Origin of the sequence: Pararhizobium sp. LjRoot235 (assembly GCF_964254145.1) — a bacterium.
In the GTDB taxonomy this organism is placed as follows: domain Bacteria; phylum Pseudomonadota; class Alphaproteobacteria; order Rhizobiales; family Rhizobiaceae; genus Pararhizobium.
The window spans coordinates 2,715,925-2,731,490 of sequence record NZ_CAXUSP020000001.1 but is presented as its reverse complement, the minus strand read 5'-3'; the positions used below and the strand labels follow the sequence as shown (position 1 = coordinate 2,731,490).

Here is a 15,566-nt window from a genome sequence, read left to right as displayed (position 1 = left end):
CGTGCACCGTTTGCTTTTCTTAAAGCTGATCATGGGACTGTCCCCGGCACGTATTCTCGGGGTTTGATCTTATGGATGCTCGCACTGAAACACGGCATATTCCGCTGTGCGTCGATCTGGACGGCACGTTGCTTGCCGCCGACACGCTCTGGGAGGGGGTGGCGATCGTCCTTCTGCGCAATCCGCTGATGCTGTTTGCAGTTCTTTTCTGGATGGCCAAAGGCAAGGCCCGGCTGAAACACGAAATCGCCGCCCGCTCGGGACGCCAGGCGGCCGACTGGCCGTATCGCCAACCCGTGCTCAAGCGCCTGGAGCATGAGCGCAAAACCGGCCGTCAGATTATCCTGGTGACCGGCGCTGCCGAACGTGTGGCACTCGGGGTCGCAGCCCATACGGGCGTCTTTTCCTCTGTCCTTCACAGCTCGACCGACATCAACCTCACCAGCCGCCGCAAACGCGAAAAACTGATCGAACAGTTCGGCGAGGGCGGTTTCGACTACATGGGCAACAGCCGCGACGACGTGCCGGTGTTCGATGCGGCCCGCAAGGCGATCGTCGTTGCGCCGGATGCCGCGGCTGAAAAATGGCGCCGTGCCCATGATGCCGAACGACTGGATATCGGCGGAACGAGCCGTCTCGCAGCCTTGAAATCGATCCGCGTGCATCAGTGGGCGAAGAACGTGCTGATCGGCGTGCCGATGGTACTCAATCACGACATCCTGCACCTTGATGCGCTGATCAACGTCATCCTCGCCTTCTTCGCTTTCAGTTTTCTCGCCTCCGCCGTCTATGTGATCAACGATCTCTCCGACCTTGCCAATGATCGGCGCCACCCGACGAAGCGCAACAGGCCGCTGGCAAGCGGTCAGATGTCGGTGCCGATGGGACTGACGATCGCGCTCTGCCTTCTCGTCGCATCTCTATCGCTGACGGCCGTGTTGCCCTACGATTTCGCCCTCGTTCTTGCGTTCTATGCCGTCACGACAACCGCCTACACGTTCGTGCTCAAGCGCAAGCTGCTGGTGGACGTCTTCACGCTGGCCGGCCTCTATACGGTGCGCATCGTTGCCGGTTCCGCCGCCACCGGCACGGTGCTATCCTTCTGGCTCCTGTCCTTCTCGATCTTCTTCTTCCTCAGCCTGGCGCTGGTGAAGCGCTATGTCGAGCTTGACGATTATGACGGGCGCGACGGCAACCAGGTTCCCGGGCGAGGCTATATGGCGGTTGATTTCGAAATGGTCGGACAGGCCGGCGTTTCCTCGGCCTTTGCCGCCGCGCTGGTGCTGGCGCTCTATATCCACAGCAAGGAGATGCAGGCAATGTACACGCTGCCCTGGGCGCTGTGGCCTCTCTGCCCGCTGGTGCTCTACATGCTGTTGCGGATCTGGATGCTCGCCCGCCGCCGCATGCTGCATGAGGATCCGGTGGTGTTCATCATGCGCGACTGGCGCAGCCTCGTGACGATGGCGCTTGGCGCGATGCTCATCCTCGCAGGCGCACTGGGCCCGCAATGACCGATGGTAAATTCGACAGCTGGGGACGGATCGACTGCCGTCCGCGCCAAAGTATCTCGCCGGACGCCTATGAAAACCTGCGGGACAAGGCGGCCGCCGGTGCTTTCCTGCCCTTCGGCAATGGCCGGTCCTACGGCGACAGCTGCCACAATGACCAGGGCGCCTTGATCGACAGCCGCATGCGCAGCCGCATCCTCGGCTTCGATCCGGGGACTGGAATTGTCTCGTGCGACGCGGGCGTGACGCTTCACGCCATCCTTGAACGGACAATCCCGCATCGCTTCTTCCTGCCGGTGACGCCTGGAACCGCTGCGGTGACGGTGGCCGGCGCGGTTGCCAATGACGTTCACGGCAAGAACCACCATGCGCGCGGCACCTTCGGCAAACATGTGCTGCGTCTGACGCTGTTGCGCTCGACCGGCGAATTGCTGACCTGCTCGGCAACGGAAAATCCCGAGCTGTTTCACGCCACCATCGGCGGCATGGGGCTGACCGGACTGATCCTGTCCGTCGATCTGAAGCTGATGAAGGTTCCGTCTGCCCATATCCAGCAGCACACGATCCGCTTCGACCGGCTTGAGGACTATTTCGGCATGGTCGAGCATGTGGATAGCGAACATGAATATTCGGTGGCATGGATCGACCAGCTGGCGACGGGAAACCGGATGGGCAGGGGCGTCCTGCTCGCCGGCGACCATGCGGACGCGTCCTGCGAATTTCCAGACATGCCGCGTTCCGGGAAACTGTCGGTACCGTTTTCGCCGCCGTTCAATCTCTTGAACTGGTTCACGCTGAAGGCATTCAACGAATTCTACTTCCGCAGGGAAAAACGCGGCGAGACGGTTATGACCGTAAAATGGCCCGGCTATTTCCACCCTTTGGACGCCATCGGCCAATGGAACCTGCTCTATGGGCCGAAAGGCCTCTACCAGCACCAGAGCGTCTATCCGGCGGACAATGCGGTGCTGATTACCGCCCGGCTCATGGAAGCTGCGCGCCAGGCCGGCCATGCGTCCTTCCTGACAGTCCTGAAGAAGTTCGGCGAGCAAAGATCGCCGGCGCTTTTTTCATTTCCGCGGCCGGGTTTTACACTGACGCTGGATTTCGCAAATCAGGGTGAACAGACCCTGAAGCTCCTCGACAGGCTCGATGCCATCGTCATCGAGGCCGGCGGTGCCGTCAATCCCTACAAGGATGCCCGCATGAGCCCGCAAACCTTTGATTCTTCGTTCCCGCAGTGGCGTCAGCTGGAAAAAATGCGCGATCCGGCGATGGTCTCGAACTTCTGGAAGAGAACGGCCTTGGCTTTGCCGAAATGAGAATAGCTACAATTTGAATTAAATAAATTCGGGAATTTCACGGAATATACCGCTCTTGCATCTAGGTGTGTGGATGGGAACAGGGAACACCGACATGAAGTATATCGTATTCATTCTCTTCACCGTACTCACCAACGCCGCGGCCCAGCTCATGCTGAAACAGGGCATGCTGTCGCTTGGACCTTTGAGCTTCACGGCTGATACTTTCATTGCCCGCATCTTCCAGGTGATTTTCAACCCCTGGGTCTTCGCCGGACTTGCGACCTTCGTCATTTCGATGGCGTCGCATCTCTACGTCCTGTCGAAGGTGGAACTTTCCTTCGCCTATCCATTCCTCAGCCTCGCCTATGTGGCAGTGGCCGTCTTTGCCTATTTCGTCTTCCGCGAGGACCTGAACGCCTGGCGCATCGCCGGCATCGCGTTCATCTGCGTCGGAACCATCCTTATTGCCCAATCCGGTATCTCTGGGGCCGGCATGTCTTCTCATGACAGCCAGCCGCCGCTTGAAGCCGCGGGCGCAAAAACAGCAAAAATCGGGAGCGCATCATGAAGCATATCATTTTCGGCGGTGACGGCTTCGTCGGCCGTCATCTGGCTGAACGCCTCGTACAGGATGGCGAAGAGGTTCTTGTCGCCGATATCGTCAAGTCCGACCTGCCGCATTATGCCCGCGCCCGCTTCGTGCGCTGCGACGTGACCGACGCGGACGACGTGATGAAGGTCGAAATCGGCCCGGACGACATGGTCTACAATATGGCGGCCAAGATGCTGTCTCCGCTGCAGGTGCGTGCCAAGCGCTGGGAATTCTTCTGGCCGGTGAATTACTACGGTGCCGAAAATATCATGAAGGCGACGGCCAAAGCCGGCGCCAGCCGGCTGGTGCAGTTCACCACCGACATGATCTACGGCCACACCGTGCAATCGCCGCAGACAGAAGACCATCCGGCCAAGCCGCTTGGCGAATACGGCAAGTCGAAATGGGCAACCGAACAGCTCGCTGGTGAATGGCGCAAGCAGGGCATGAACGTCTCGATTTTCCGCCCGCGCCTGATCATCGGCCCCGGCCGTCTCGGCATCCTCGAAAAGCTGTTCAAGCTGATCGACGCCAACCTGCCGGTGCCGATGATCGGTTCGGGCAAGAACCCGTATCAGTTCATCTCGGTGTTCGATTGCGCCGAAGCGGCCCGGCTTGCCTGGAAGGGCGGCGTGCCGAACGAGGCCTATAATCTCGGCTCCGACAACCCGCCATCCGTGCGCAAACTGCTCGGCGACCTGATCGTTCATGCCGGCTCCAAGTCTTTCCTGCTGCCGACACCGGCTTTCGCGGTCAAGGCGACGCTCGCGGCGTTCGATTTCATCAACATGCCGATCATGGATCCGGAACAGTACCTGATCGCCGACGAGATGTGCATCCGCGAAACCGGCAAGCTCAAAAAGGAGCTCGGCTGGAAGCCGCAATACAATGACGGCGCCATGCTGATCGCCGCTTATGACGAATATCGCTCCAAGAAGGCCGGCAAGGCCTACGCACACGCGCCTGCCGTAGCGGCAGAATGAACGAGGGGATCATCACAATGCTCGACAAGCCAGCCCGCGTCACAGTAGACGCACCCGCCCTCGATGCCCCTGCTCTTGGCGGCGGCATCAGGAAGCCGGATCTGATCACCGTCGAACAGGCCAAGGCGATGAGCCTTGCCGACATGACGACGCTTTTCAAGGATCACCTGAACCCCGGCCAGCTTCACTTCATGAAGCTGCTCGGCTTCAACAGGGTCAAGGTCGAGAGCGCCGAGGGCATGTACTACACCGACCAGAACGGCCGGAAAATCCTCGATTTCTTCGGCGGCTTCGGCTCGCTCGCCTTCGGCCACAATCATCCGCGCATCCTCTCGGCCCGCAAGAAATTCCAGGACGAAAACCGGCACGAGATCGCCATCGCCTTCATGTCGCAATATGCGTCGGCGCTCGCCAAAAACCTCGCGGCCGTCGCGCCGGGCGATCTCGATATGGTCTTCCTCGGCTCCTCCGGTTCGGAAGCGATGGAGGCGGCGCTCAAGGTGGCCGAGCGGGCCGCCGGCCCGAAGCGCCCGCGGATCGTCTATGCCGAAAATTCCTTCCACGGAAAGACCAAGGGTGTGCTGTCGATCACAGATGGTCCGCTTTATCGCGGCGAATTCAAGCTGCTCGACAACAATATCAAGGTGCCATTCGGCGATATCGATGCCATCCGCAACGCCTTCGAACGTGATCCGACGATCGGCGTTCTTGTGCTTGAAACCATCCAGGGCGGCGGCGGCATCATCTCGGCACCGCCGGAATTCTGGCGCGAGGTTCGCGCGCTCTGCGACAAGCATGGCGTGATCTGGGTCGCCGATGAGGTCCAGTGCGGCATGGGCCGCTCCGGCCGTTTCTTCGCCTTCGAACATTCAGGCGTCGTTCCGGACGTGACAGCGCTTGCGAAGTCACTTGGCGGCGGCAAGTCGGCCATGGCAGCGATGATCGCCAAGCGCGACGTCTACATGAAGGCCTATGGTACGAAGAATACCGCGATGATCCACGCCCAGGCTACTTTCGGCGGTATCGGCGAGGCCTGCATCACGGCGATCGAAGGCCTCAACATCATGTATGACGAGGATCTGATCGAAAACGCGGCGGTGCAGGGCGACTATCTGCTCGAAAGATTGAATGCACTGAAGGCGAAATATCCGAAAATCATCAAGGATGTCCGCGGCCAGGGCCTGATGGTTGGCCTGGAGTTCCAGGATTTCAGCCAGACCCTGCCGATGGTTCTGCGCCCGGTTGTCGGCGTGCTTGACGATAAGCTGAAGGGCTCGCTCTCGGGCTTCATCGGCGCCCTCCTCTTGAAGGACTACGACACGCTCGTCGCCTTCACCGAATACAATCGCAACGTCATCCGGCTCGAGCCGCCGCTGATCTGCGAACGCCGGCATGTCGACCAGTTCGTCGATGCGCTCAATGATCTGCTTGGCCGCGGCATAATCCGCATCGTCAAGGATTTCATCGGCAGCCAGTTCAACTGAGTTCCATTGCATCCCCAAAGCATCCCGGCGTTCGCGACGCCGGGATTCTTCCTATTTCAGCGTCGAAATCTCGACCCGGCGGTTGCGGCCGTCTTCGGGGTTCTCCGGAAAGAGCAGGGCGGTTTCGCCGAAAGCGCGCACGACCAGCCGTTGCGGGGCGATCTTATAGTGTGAGACCAGATACTGCGTCGCTGAAGCAGCTCGTGCCCGGCTGAGCTGGAGATTGTCGCCGTCCGCACCGGTCGCATCCGTATGGCCGCCGATCACGAACCGGTAGGAAGCCAGATCGCTCGATTGCAGCGCCTTGCCGACATTGTCGAGAAGCCGCTGTGCCTGCGGCGTCAACGCGGCGGAACCGAGGTGAAAGTTGACGGCGAGGTTGACCGTTGCCGCGAGCTTGTCGCCGTAGCTGTTGATCGTCTCCAGCTCCTTGGCGCCGACGATCTTCAAACCGCGCGTCCTCTGCTTCTGCGCCAGGAGGGGATCGAGCGAGCGGACAAGAACATCCGGCGTTGCCGTGGTCAGAACCTCCTGGGCGCCTGCTGCCGCCGGAAGAATGCCGAAAGTCAACATCAAGGATGTGAAGAGTTTACAATGCATCGATCCGCCCCGTGTTTGCCGGGCCATGAAATAAATGCGTAATTGTCAAGTTTCTTGAAGGATAAGAGCCCATCTATACACCGTCAATTCCCAAGTGGGATACTGGAGTTTCGGCGCATTATGGGGTTTGACATGTCCGCTGCCTTGTTACCGGGGTAACAAGGCAGCGGATGGCGAACAGCTGGTACTAATGCTTCTGACCATGCACCGTCATGTCGAACTGCACGATGTTGGAATAGATCGGCAAACCGGCCGACATATGATAGCGGTCGCGATAGATGCCTCCTTCGATATGAAAGCTGATGACGCGGCGATTCCATTTCGTCAATTTCGCGCTGAAATGCTCGGTTTTGGTCGTGCCCTTTGCCGTGAGCTTGCCCTCGATCTCGGCCGTATCTTCGCCGGTCTGGGTGATCTTCGTCGAGCGGAACACGATTTTTGGATAATTGGCCGTATCAAAAATCGCTGACGAGCGCAGGAACTTCTCGATGCGTGGCTCGCCGGTCTGCACGGTGTCGGGGAAGAGCGAGAATTCGACCACCGATTTGCGGATGTCCTTGCCATCCAGCTGGAATGTGCCGGAAAACTTGCCGAATTTTCCCGAGATGCCGCCACCGCCGGTTTGCGCGACCGAGAAGTTGATCTGCGACGATCCATCGATATCGTACCGCCCGGCCGCGTCATCGAGCGAGGGCGCACGTGCCAGCGCGCTCGTCGCAACGAGGACCAGCGCACAGGCGGCGAGGCATGGTCCGTAAAATTGTCTCATCGATCGGTTCCTTCCGGCTGTTGATGGGCGTTGGACGCCGCACCCCGCCGGAATATTCCAAGCATTCGCCGCAAAACCTCGTCCCTGTGCCAGAAGTGATGAAGGAGAGCAGCACCCGCATGCAGGAGCACGAGCCCGGCCAAGCCGTAGGCGAGCCAGGCATGCGCGTCGCTCCAGAATATTTCGGCAGACTCCGACTTTTCCATTGGCAGGTGCGGAATCAGCACCCGGTTGAAAAACAGGGTCGGAATATTGAGCGTCGAGGTCGAGGCGATCGCCCAGCCGGCCAGCGGCACGGCGATGGTCAATGCCAGCAGAAATGCGTGGGTTACCGAGGAGGCCCGCCTTTCGAAGCCTGAGAGGCTGGCAACGGGGTCCGGATGGACATTGGCAAGCCACCAGACGAGCCGGATGAACGCCAGCGCAAGCGCCGTCATGCCGAAGGACTTATGCCATTGATAGAGCGAGAACTGCAGCTCCGGATCGACATCCGGCCGGGTCATCACATAACCCAGGACGATCAAGCCCACGATGAGGAGGGCGATCATCCAATGGAGGACGATCGTGCCCCATCCGAAAGTATCCTGCCGGTTGCGTAGCATCGCCGATCTCCAGTCATACAATAGAAAACCCACCATCGTTCTTTGACGATCGCCGGGCAAGCGCCGGCGTCATCACAGTTTTGAGACCGAACCTTCAGCAAGCCATTGTTGCCCAGCGACAGCTTTCCTTTGCCTGGCATATTTGCTAGGCCGTTGCCGGGAAACGACTATTGCCGTGAGGAGATCGCATGACGCCCGAAATACGACCGCTTGTTGCCGGAAACTGGAAGATGAACGGTCTGCGGGCTTCGCTCGACCAGATCAAGGCGATGGCGGAAGGCGTCAAGGGCGAGCTGTCCGAAAAGGTCGAGGCCCTGATCTGCCCGCCGGCAACACTGCTTTATGTGGCAACCGCCCTTTGCGACGACAGCCCGCTTCTGATCGGCGCCCAGGACTGCCACGAAAAGGCCTCCGGCGCCCATACCGGGGATATTTCGGCGGAAATGATCGCCGATTGCTTCGGCACCCACGTGATCGTCGGCCATTCCGAGCGCCGCACCGACCATGCCGAGACGGACGCCCTGGTGCGGGCAAAGGCCGACGCTGCCTTTGCGGCCAGCCTGGTCGCCATCATCTGCATCGGCGAGACCGGGGACGAGCGCAAGGCGGGCCAGACCCTGGACGTCCTCAAACGCCAGCTCGCCGGTTCCGTTCCTGATAGCGCCACCGCCGAAAATACCGTCATCGCCTATGAACCGGTCTGGGCAATCGGCACGGGCCTGACGCCGACCGCCAAGGATGTCGAGGAAGCCCACGCCTTCCAACGCTCGGAGCTTGTCGCGCGGTTTGGCGCGGCCGGAGCGAAGATGCGTATTCTCTATGGCGGGTCGGTCAAGCCGGGCAATGCCAGGGAATTGATGGGCATCGCCAATGTCGATGGTGCGTTGATCGGTGGCGCCAGCTTGAAAGCCGACGATTTCCTCGCCATCTACCGGGCGTATGAAGAATTGATGGACTGAGCCTGCTGATCGAGGGGCCGCTGCATAATGCCTTAAATCGCAATCGATTTAAGGGCAAGATTATGCAGCATCTCCAAAGTTCTACAGCGCTCTTTGCGCGTCATGTTTGACGCGTGGCGCTGTAGGGGCTTTTAATGCGCGGTGGCTTGGTATATGCAGCCGCCAACACTCGTTTTCCCGCGTGATGCGGGCGCTGAAGCTTGCCTTGGCAAAATTCCGTGCGTCCCCCATGCTGGCATCATTCGATCGCGCTTCGTTCCCTGCTTCCCCAAGCCGGAGGAGGCACGATCCAAGGCAGGACTGGACAAAATGCAGACCGTATTGCTTGTCATCTATCTCATGGTTGTGCTGGCGCTGATCGGCGTCGTGCTCATTCAGCGTTCCGAAGGCGGCGGCCTTGGCATTGGCGGCGGTTCCGGCTTCATGTCCGCCCGCGGCACGGCCAATGCGCTGACCCGCACTACGGCGATCCTCGCTGCGCTCTTCTTCGTCCTGGCAATTGGCATGGGCATTCTCGCCCGTTACCAGCCGGATGCGACCGACGTTCTTGAACGGATCCCCGGCACGACCAACAACGGCAAGGGCGTTCTCGATTCGCTCGGCGGCGGCACGACCCCGCCGGCAGGCGAGATCCCTGCGCAGTCTGGCGCCAATACGCAGACGCCTGCGACCACCCAGACGCCTTCAACTACGCAGACTCCGGCGACCGAGACCCCTTCGACGCAGACCCCGGCAACGACCGAGACGAAGCCTGCAACATCCAGCTCGGATGTTCCGACCGGCCAGTAAGGCCGATAGAAGATTGAACCGCCGGCGGAAGCCAGTCTTCCGCCGGTTTTCTTTTGTTTGAATTCCGCAGCATGAACCTATTGAACGGAAAAATTCTGGAAGATGAATTTTTCGGTAGCGGAATCATTTTTGAAACGGTATCCGGTGAAGCCCATGGCGCGATATGTATTCATCACTGGCGGCGTGGTTTCTTCCCTTGGAAAAGGGATTGCCGCAGCCGCTCTCGGAGCGTTGCTGCAGGCCCGGGGCTACCGGGTCAGGCTTCGCAAACTCGACCCCTATCTCAACGTCGATCCGGGCACCATGAGCCCGACACAGCACGGCGAAGTGTTCGTGACTGATGACGGCGCGGAGACGGACCTCGATCTTGGTCACTACGAGCGCTTTACCGGCCGATCGGCAACCAGGACCGATAACATCACCACCGGCCGCATCTACAAGAACATCATCGACAAGGAACGCCGCGGCGATTACCTCGGCGCGACCGTCCAGGTCATTCCGCATGTCACCAACGAGATCAAGAACTTCGTCACCGAAGGCAATGACGACTATGACTTCGTCATCTGCGAAATCGGCGGCACGGTCGGCGACATCGAGGCGATGCCCTTCATGGAGGCGATCCGCCAGCTCAAGAACGATCTGCCGCGCGGCACCGCGATCTATCTTCACCTGACGCTGATGCCCTATATCGCCGCGGCAGGCGAGCTGAAGACCAAGCCGACCCAGCATTCGGTGAAGGAACTGCAGGCGCTCGGCATCCACCCCGACATCCTCCTGGTGCGCGCCGATCGCGAAATCCCGGAAGCCGAACGCCGCAAGCTGTCGCTGTTCTGCAACGTCCGTCCGTCTGCCGTGATCCAGGCGCTCGATGTTGCGAGCATCTACGACGTGCCGATCGCCTATCACAAGGAAGGCCTCGACAATGAGGTTCTGGCCGCCTTCGGCATCGAGCCGGCGCCGGCGCCGCGCATCGAAAACTGGCTCGACGTCGCAAACCGCATCCGCACGCCGGAAGGCGAGGTGACCATTGCCATCGTCGGCAAGTACACAGGCCTGAAGGACGCCTACAAGTCCCTGATCGAGGCGCTCTATCACGGCGGCATTGCCAACCGCATCAAGGTCAAGCTCGAGTGGATCGAATCGGAAGTCTTCGAACAGGAAGACCCGGCGCCCTATCTCGAAAAGGTTCACGGCATTCTCGTTCCCGGCGGTTTTGGCGAACGCGGTTCCGAGGGCAAGATTTTGGCTGCCCGCTTCGCCCGCGAGCGCAAGGTACCGTATTTCGGCATCTGCTTCGGCATGCAGATGGCGGTCGTCGAAGCGGCCCGCAATCTCGCCGGCATCGAAAAGGCGTCCTCGACGGAATTCGGCAAGACGAATGAACCTGTGGTCGGCCTGATGACGGAATGGGTGAAGGGCAACGCCCTGGAGAAGCGCGCCGCTTCCGGCGATCTCGGCGGCACCATGCGCCTTGGCGCCTACAAGGCGAGCCTCAAGAAGGGCACCAAGATCGCGGAAATCTACGGTTCGACGGAGATTTCCGAGCGTCATCGTCACCGCTACGAAGTGAATGTCGACTACAAGGAACGGCTGGAGGCCTGCGGCCTCGATTTCTCTGGCATGTCGCCGGACGGCGTTCTGCCGGAAACCGTCGAATACTCGGATCACCCGTGGTTCATCGGTGTTCAGTATCATCCCGAACTGAAAAGCCGCCCGCTCGATCCGCACCCGCTGTTTGCGAGCTTCATCGAGGCCGCGGTCGAGCAGAGCCGGCTGGTTTGAGGATTGCCAGCGCCAGCCGCTGATCAGCCGGTTCAGGATCCCAGACCCGCTCACGACAAGGCGTCGCGAGCGGGTGTGTTCTGATATTCCCATGAGGTATCTTGGGAGACTGTCGCTGCAGAAGACCGATTGGTGATGGCGCAAAATCGATCGCGATCAGGATTTTTTTTTGGCAGATAATTGGTCTGCTTTTGGGCCCGGAGCTGACCATCCTAGCCTGTCGATGTGGCGGTGAAAACCGCCAACTGAGCGTCAAAAGCACGCTTGTATGCGGGCCGTGCTTCGCCGCGGGCAACATAGGCAGAGAGGTTCGGATATTCGTCCAGCATACCCGATCCTTTCAACCTGCGCAGCACTGTTACCATCAGCAGGTCACCGGCACTGAACTCGCCGTCGAGCCAGTTGGCATCGCCAAGGCGACCGGAAAGTGCGCCCAGCCGATTATGGATGTTGTTTTCGAGGAAACGCAGGCGCTGCTCGTACCAAGGCTCGTCGCGCTCGAGGACTTTGGTGAGGGCAAGGTTGAAGATCGGCGGCTCCACCGTGTTGAGCGCGGCGAACATCCACATGATCGCGTGCGCCCGGGCATTCGCATCGTCCGGCAGAAGGCCCGCATGGCGCTCTGCGATATGGAACACGATCGCCCCTGACTCGAACATGGCGAGTTCGCCTTCTTCGTAGGTCGGAATCTGCCCGAATGGATGAAGCGCGAGATGCGCGGGTTCCTTCAGCGCTTTGAACGAAAGAAGACGAACGTTGTAAGGCTGGCCCACTTCTTCGAGTGCCCAGCGGACGGGCATATCACGCGCCAGCCCCTTACCGCCATCGGGCGATCGTTCAAAGGCGGTAATAGTAGCAGACATTGTTGTCCTCCATAGCCTGTCTCTTGAAGACGATTGGCTCGAGATTGCGACGGTGACGTTGAGCGTCAGCTTCGGCGCAAAGCGGAAGAACACGTCGCATAAATCCTAAACAGAAATACGGGCTCTGAAAACCATGGGGATTTCCGTCACGGATATCGGTCGCAAATACCGCTGAGACTGCCCCTTGCGACCACTCCGGTTTGCGACCAGGCGATGTCTTCCTTCTGAAAAAATTATCCCCGCTCATCCCCGCCTGGAAAACCTGTGCCATGATCATGGCGTCCTGTCGCGGATACACCGCAAGACGTTTGCGGCGAGGCAGGGCTGGCGCTCCACGGGAAACCTCGTGGCCTTCGACAAAAAGGCTGCGAACGTCAGGCGGACCGGAAGGAGAGCCCCCGGAAAATGGATCCCCTCCGTCCTTATGGGGCGGGCGTGCCTGTGGGGCACACATGTCGGGACAGGACGTGGCGTACCGGAACCGTGATGCTTAATGCCGGTTCGGAAGCCTACGCTACGAAGTCGTTCCGAGGCAGAGGGTCTGAAGTCGGGGTCTGTAGGGAGGAAAGCTCCCGAGAGAACGCCAAACGGGGCGCTGGAAGGCGTCACATATATTCATTCATTAGAGACGGTTTCCAGTGCCCCGTCCGAGTGAATGCATTTTTCGAAGACCACGGCGGCAACGCGCGGGGAGGTTTCCTGCTGCCCTTCAATTGGGATTGCCGTCTTTACATCCCGCTCTTCGGCACTAGGTCGCTGTTGCAGAGTTTGGACGAAGGAGTGAAGCGGACATGACGGGCGATACAGTGCAGGCGACAACGGTCGGGACACTACGGACGCTGCAGGCCGAGGTGCCGGTGAGCGCGACGCTGCATGTGTGGCTGAAGGCGATAGGTAGCGATGAGCCCGGCACCATGGCCTTCATGCTCGACGGCGAGAAGATCGGTGACGTTTCGGTCAGCAATTGCGAGGAATATGTCTTCCGCACCTTCATCGCGGTGAGCGGCGGCGATCTCGCCTGCGTCTACGATACGGAGACCACGGCAGTTTCCGTCGCCTATTTCTTCAATGCGGCGGAGGTTGTCGACAAGGGCATTACGGTCATGCACACCAGTGTCGCCAACGCGCCGGCGCCCGTGCCACACGGTTATCATTTCCGCCCGCCCTTCGGCTGGATGAACGATCCGAACGGCTTTGGCCGGTTCGGCGGGCGTCCGCATCTGTTCTATCAGCACTATTCGCACGGGCTTCGCTGGAACACGATGCACTGGGGACACGCGATCTCCACCGATTATATCCATTGGCATCATATGCCGATCTTTCTCTTTCCCTCCGAGGACCTGACGGCTCGGCCGGACCGGCGGGGCGGTGCCTTTTCCGGCTCCGCCATTCCGCTGGAGAATGATGCGGGCATCCGCGTCTTTTTCACCGAACAGGTCAGCGAACGGATTCCGGAAACACAGATCCAGTTGACGGCGACCTCGCACAACATCATCACTGCCAGCCAGGCCGAAATGATCTTGTCAAACCGGCCGTCCGGTTTAGGACTGACGCTTGATTTCCGCGACCCCTACGTGGTCAAGGGGCCCGATGGTCTCTGGAAAATGGTTCTCGGCAGTCTCAGCCATCAAGGTGGCGTCATCCTGCTTTATGAGACGGACGATCCGACGGCGGCAGATGGCTGGCGGTTCGTCGGCACGCTTCTGCTTGAGGAACGGTTTGGCACCGCCGTCATCGAATGTCCCTGTCTGATCCCCCTGGACGGACCGGCGGACGGAAGTGAAACCCGTTGGGGACTGATCTACGGCCTGATGAACAGCCTGGAGACGAAAACGGGACGCAAGAATTTGACCCTCATTGCCGTCGGCCGGTTCGATGGCGTCCGATTCCATCGCGCGTTCGAACAGGAACTCGATTTCGGGACCGACAACTATGCCTTCCAGGCCTTTGTCGATCAGGGTACGGCGGTCGGCATCGGCTGGCTGGCGAACTGGGCCGATGTTTCCCATACGATCGATTTTCCGACGGCCATGACCCTGCCGCGTAATCTGCTGCTGCGGGGCAACGACGTTCTGACGCCGCCCGTTCCGGCGGTCGAGACGTTGCGGGCGGCCATCGTCGATGAAAGCCGGCTAATGGCCGGGGAGGTGGTGGCATTAGACAACGGCGCGGTCGAGATTGTTATCGACCTGACCGAGCCGGGCGCGGCAGTTGAACTGGCGTTTGATCATCCGTTGGTCACGCTTGGCGTCGGCGTCAACGAAGAGGGGCTGTCGATCGCCTACGCCGCGCCCGGGCAGGAAACCGGACCGCATTACATCGCGGCCGGTGCGAGGCCGCAGAACCTGCGCATTTTTCTCGATGTCGGTTCGATCGAAGTCTTCGCCGATGGCGGCCGCTGGGCCGGAACGAAGCGCATCGAGGGCTTCGAACCGGTGCAGTCCGTCCGTATCGCCTCGGGCACCGGCGCCATCCGGTCGGCCCGCATCCATGCCCTGAAACTGAACCGTGGTGGCTAGAGGCACGTCGAAACACCGCTTCAAAATTTATCTAAAAACGTCTCTTTAACGTTTACCGGTTAGTAATCTCTCCGAGTGTGAGAGATCTGAGCGATGCGTATTGCGTTTATCGTCGCCCTGCTGCTTTTGGCGGGCTGTGCGACCGCGCCGAGAGAGACAAGAAACGCCTGCGCGATTTTCGAGGAGCGCGACGGCTGGTTCAACAATTGGGAGCGCGCCGCCAAGCATGCGGAGCGGCAATACGGCATTCCCGTACCGGTCCTGATGGCAACCATTTATACCGAATCCGGCTTCCGCCCGAACGCCCGCCCACCACGCACGAAACTTTTTGGTTTCATCCCCTGGAAGCGCCAATCGACGGCCTATGGCTTCTCGCAGGCGCTGAACGGCACGTGGTCGCAGTACAAGCGGGAGACGGGCCACTGGTTGGCGCGCCGGACGACATTCTCCGACGCCATCCACTTCGTTGCCTGGTACCACAACCAGAGCAGCAGGAAGAACGGCATCGCCCGCGACGACGCTTACAGTCTCTATCTCGCCTATTATCTGGGAGATGGCGGCTATGCAAAGGGGGCCTGGCGCGGCAACGCGCAATTGCAGCGCGCCGCGCAACGCTCGGCAAAAATTGCCCGCACCTACGGCGAACAGTTGCGCTCCTGCGACTGACGCCCGGCGCGCCGGACACCGGATCTTTCACGTTTAGCCCGTCACCCGCAACAATCGCGATTGAACATTTCCTTGAAATTGCCGGTCAAAACGGGCAAAGCACCTGCCGAAGGCCAGTCTCAGGAGAAGGCCAGTCTCAGGAA

14 protein-coding genes are annotated in these 15,566 nt (G+C 60.0%); 10 read left to right on the top strand and 4 right to left on the bottom strand.

Annotation, left to right across the window (positions count from 1 at the left end; translation table 11 throughout):
- The first annotated feature begins 71 nt into the window (after positions 1–71).
- The 5 genes from ACSQ2Z_RS13070 to ACSQ2Z_RS13050 all read left to right on the top strand — a co-directional run bounded on the left by ACSQ2Z_RS13070 (position 72) and on the right by ACSQ2Z_RS13050 (position 5,874).
- Positions 72–1,514 carry a UbiA family prenyltransferase gene (locus tag ACSQ2Z_RS13070; protein WP_436081604.1) on the top strand — a complete coding sequence of 481 codons (1,443 nt, stop codon included), beginning with the start codon at positions 72–74 and terminating at the stop codon, positions 1,512–1,514.
- Positions 1,511–2,833: an FAD-binding protein gene (locus ACSQ2Z_RS13065; RefSeq protein ID WP_436081603.1), complete on the top strand. Its 1,323-nt coding sequence runs from the start codon at positions 1,511–1,513 to the stop codon at positions 2,831–2,833. Before ACSQ2Z_RS13070 ends, ACSQ2Z_RS13065 begins: the two co-directional genes overlap by 4 nt.
- 94 nt (positions 2,834–2,927) lie before the next feature.
- Positions 2,928–3,383: a transporter gene (locus ACSQ2Z_RS13060; protein ID WP_436081602.1), complete on the top strand. Its 456-nt coding sequence runs from the start codon at positions 2,928–2,930 to the stop codon at positions 3,381–3,383.
- On the top strand, positions 3,380–4,390 hold the full coding sequence (locus tag ACSQ2Z_RS13055) for an NAD-dependent epimerase/dehydratase family protein (RefSeq protein ID WP_436081601.1): 1,011 nt from the start codon (positions 3,380–3,382) through the stop codon (positions 4,388–4,390). Before ACSQ2Z_RS13060 ends, ACSQ2Z_RS13055 begins: the two co-directional genes overlap by 4 nt.
- 17 nt (positions 4,391–4,407) lie before the next feature.
- A complete protein-coding gene (locus tag ACSQ2Z_RS13050; RefSeq protein ID WP_436081600.1) occupies positions 4,408–5,874 on the top strand; it encodes an aspartate aminotransferase family protein in 1,467 nt (488 codons plus the stop codon).
- Positions 5,875–5,925: 51 nt separating this feature from the next.
- Here the strand turns inward: ACSQ2Z_RS13050 and ACSQ2Z_RS13045 are convergent, their stop codons facing one another.
- From ACSQ2Z_RS13045 to ACSQ2Z_RS13035, 3 genes are all read right to left on the bottom strand, one after another.
- Positions 5,926–6,474, bottom strand: coding sequence for an OmpA family protein (locus ACSQ2Z_RS13045; protein WP_436081599.1), 549 nt, complete (start codon positions 6,472–6,474; stop codon positions 5,926–5,928).
- A 187-nt stretch (positions 6,475–6,661) separates the two neighbouring features.
- A complete protein-coding gene (locus ACSQ2Z_RS13040; protein WP_436081598.1) occupies positions 6,662–7,243 on the bottom strand; it encodes a YceI family protein in 582 nt (193 codons plus the stop codon).
- Positions 7,240–7,845, bottom strand: a complete 606-nt coding sequence (locus tag ACSQ2Z_RS13035; protein WP_436081597.1) for a cytochrome b — start codon at positions 7,843–7,845, stop codon at positions 7,240–7,242. Before ACSQ2Z_RS13035 ends, ACSQ2Z_RS13040 begins: the two co-directional genes overlap by 4 nt.
- A 188-nt stretch (positions 7,846–8,033) precedes the next feature.
- Between ACSQ2Z_RS13035 and tpiA the strand changes: the two genes are divergently transcribed.
- From tpiA to ACSQ2Z_RS13020, 3 genes are all read left to right on the top strand, one after another.
- Positions 8,034–8,804, top strand: coding sequence for a triose-phosphate isomerase (gene tpiA, locus ACSQ2Z_RS13030; RefSeq protein ID WP_436081596.1), 771 nt, complete (start codon positions 8,034–8,036; stop codon positions 8,802–8,804).
- Between the two features lie 309 nt (positions 8,805–9,113).
- Positions 9,114–9,593 carry a preprotein translocase subunit SecG gene (secG, locus tag ACSQ2Z_RS13025; RefSeq protein ID WP_436081595.1) on the top strand — a complete coding sequence of 160 codons (480 nt, stop codon included), beginning with the start codon at positions 9,114–9,116 and terminating at the stop codon, positions 9,591–9,593.
- Positions 9,594–9,737: 144 nt separating this feature from the next.
- Entirely contained in the window at positions 9,738–11,375 is a 1,638-nt protein-coding gene (locus ACSQ2Z_RS13020) for a CTP synthase (RefSeq protein WP_436083069.1), read from the top strand.
- Positions 11,376–11,587: 212 nt separating this feature from the next.
- On the opposite strand, the gene ACSQ2Z_RS13015 is transcribed toward ACSQ2Z_RS13020, so the two are convergent.
- The gene (locus ACSQ2Z_RS13015; RefSeq protein WP_436083068.1) at positions 11,588–12,238 is read right to left on the bottom strand and encodes a glutathione S-transferase family protein; all 651 of its coding nucleotides are present in this window, start codon (positions 12,236–12,238) and stop codon (positions 11,588–11,590) included.
- A 791-nt stretch (positions 12,239–13,029) separates the two neighbouring features.
- Between ACSQ2Z_RS13015 and ACSQ2Z_RS13010 the strand changes: the two genes are divergently transcribed.
- On the top strand, positions 13,030–14,757 hold the full coding sequence (locus ACSQ2Z_RS13010; protein WP_436081594.1) for a GH32 C-terminal domain-containing protein: 1,728 nt from the start codon (positions 13,030–13,032) through the stop codon (positions 14,755–14,757).
- 93 nt (positions 14,758–14,850) lie between these two features.
- A complete protein-coding gene (locus ACSQ2Z_RS13005; protein WP_436081593.1) occupies positions 14,851–15,423 on the top strand; it encodes a transglycosylase SLT domain-containing protein in 573 nt (190 codons plus the stop codon).
- The last annotated feature ends 143 nt before the right edge of the window (positions 15,424–15,566 follow it).

Excerpts from the sequence above, each read along its gene's own strand:
- ACSQ2Z_RS13070 (WP_436081604.1), top strand. The coding sequence starts at position 72 with ATGGATGCTCGCACTGAAACACGGCATATTCCGCTGTGCGTCGATCTG.
- ACSQ2Z_RS13065 (WP_436081603.1), top strand. The coding sequence starts at position 1,511 with ATGACCGATGGTAAATTCGACAGCTGGGGACGGATCGACTGCCGTCCG.
- ACSQ2Z_RS13060 (WP_436081602.1), top strand. The coding sequence starts at position 2,928 with ATGAAGTATATCGTATTCATTCTCTTCACCGTACTCACCAACGCCGCG.
- ACSQ2Z_RS13055 (WP_436081601.1), top strand. The coding sequence starts at position 3,380 with ATGAAGCATATCATTTTCGGCGGTGACGGCTTCGTCGGCCGTCATCTG.
- ACSQ2Z_RS13050 (WP_436081600.1), top strand. The coding sequence starts at position 4,408 with ATGCTCGACAAGCCAGCCCGCGTCACAGTAGACGCACCCGCCCTCGAT.
- ACSQ2Z_RS13045 (WP_436081599.1), bottom strand. The coding sequence starts at position 6,474 with ATGCATTGTAAACTCTTCACATCCTTGATGTTGACTTTCGGCATTCTT.
- ACSQ2Z_RS13040 (WP_436081598.1), bottom strand. The coding sequence starts at position 7,243 with ATGAGACAATTTTACGGACCATGCCTCGCCGCCTGTGCGCTGGTCCTC.
- ACSQ2Z_RS13035 (WP_436081597.1), bottom strand. The coding sequence starts at position 7,845 with ATGCTACGCAACCGGCAGGATACTTTCGGATGGGGCACGATCGTCCTC.
- tpiA (WP_436081596.1), top strand. The coding sequence starts at position 8,034 with ATGACGCCCGAAATACGACCGCTTGTTGCCGGAAACTGGAAGATGAAC.
- secG (WP_436081595.1), top strand. The coding sequence starts at position 9,114 with ATGCAGACCGTATTGCTTGTCATCTATCTCATGGTTGTGCTGGCGCTG.
- ACSQ2Z_RS13015 (WP_436083068.1), bottom strand. The coding sequence starts at position 12,238 with ATGTCTGCTACTATTACCGCCTTTGAACGATCGCCCGATGGCGGTAAG.
- ACSQ2Z_RS13010 (WP_436081594.1), top strand. The coding sequence starts at position 13,030 with ATGACGGGCGATACAGTGCAGGCGACAACGGTCGGGACACTACGGACG.
- ACSQ2Z_RS13005 (WP_436081593.1), top strand. The coding sequence starts at position 14,851 with ATGCGTATTGCGTTTATCGTCGCCCTGCTGCTTTTGGCGGGCTGTGCG.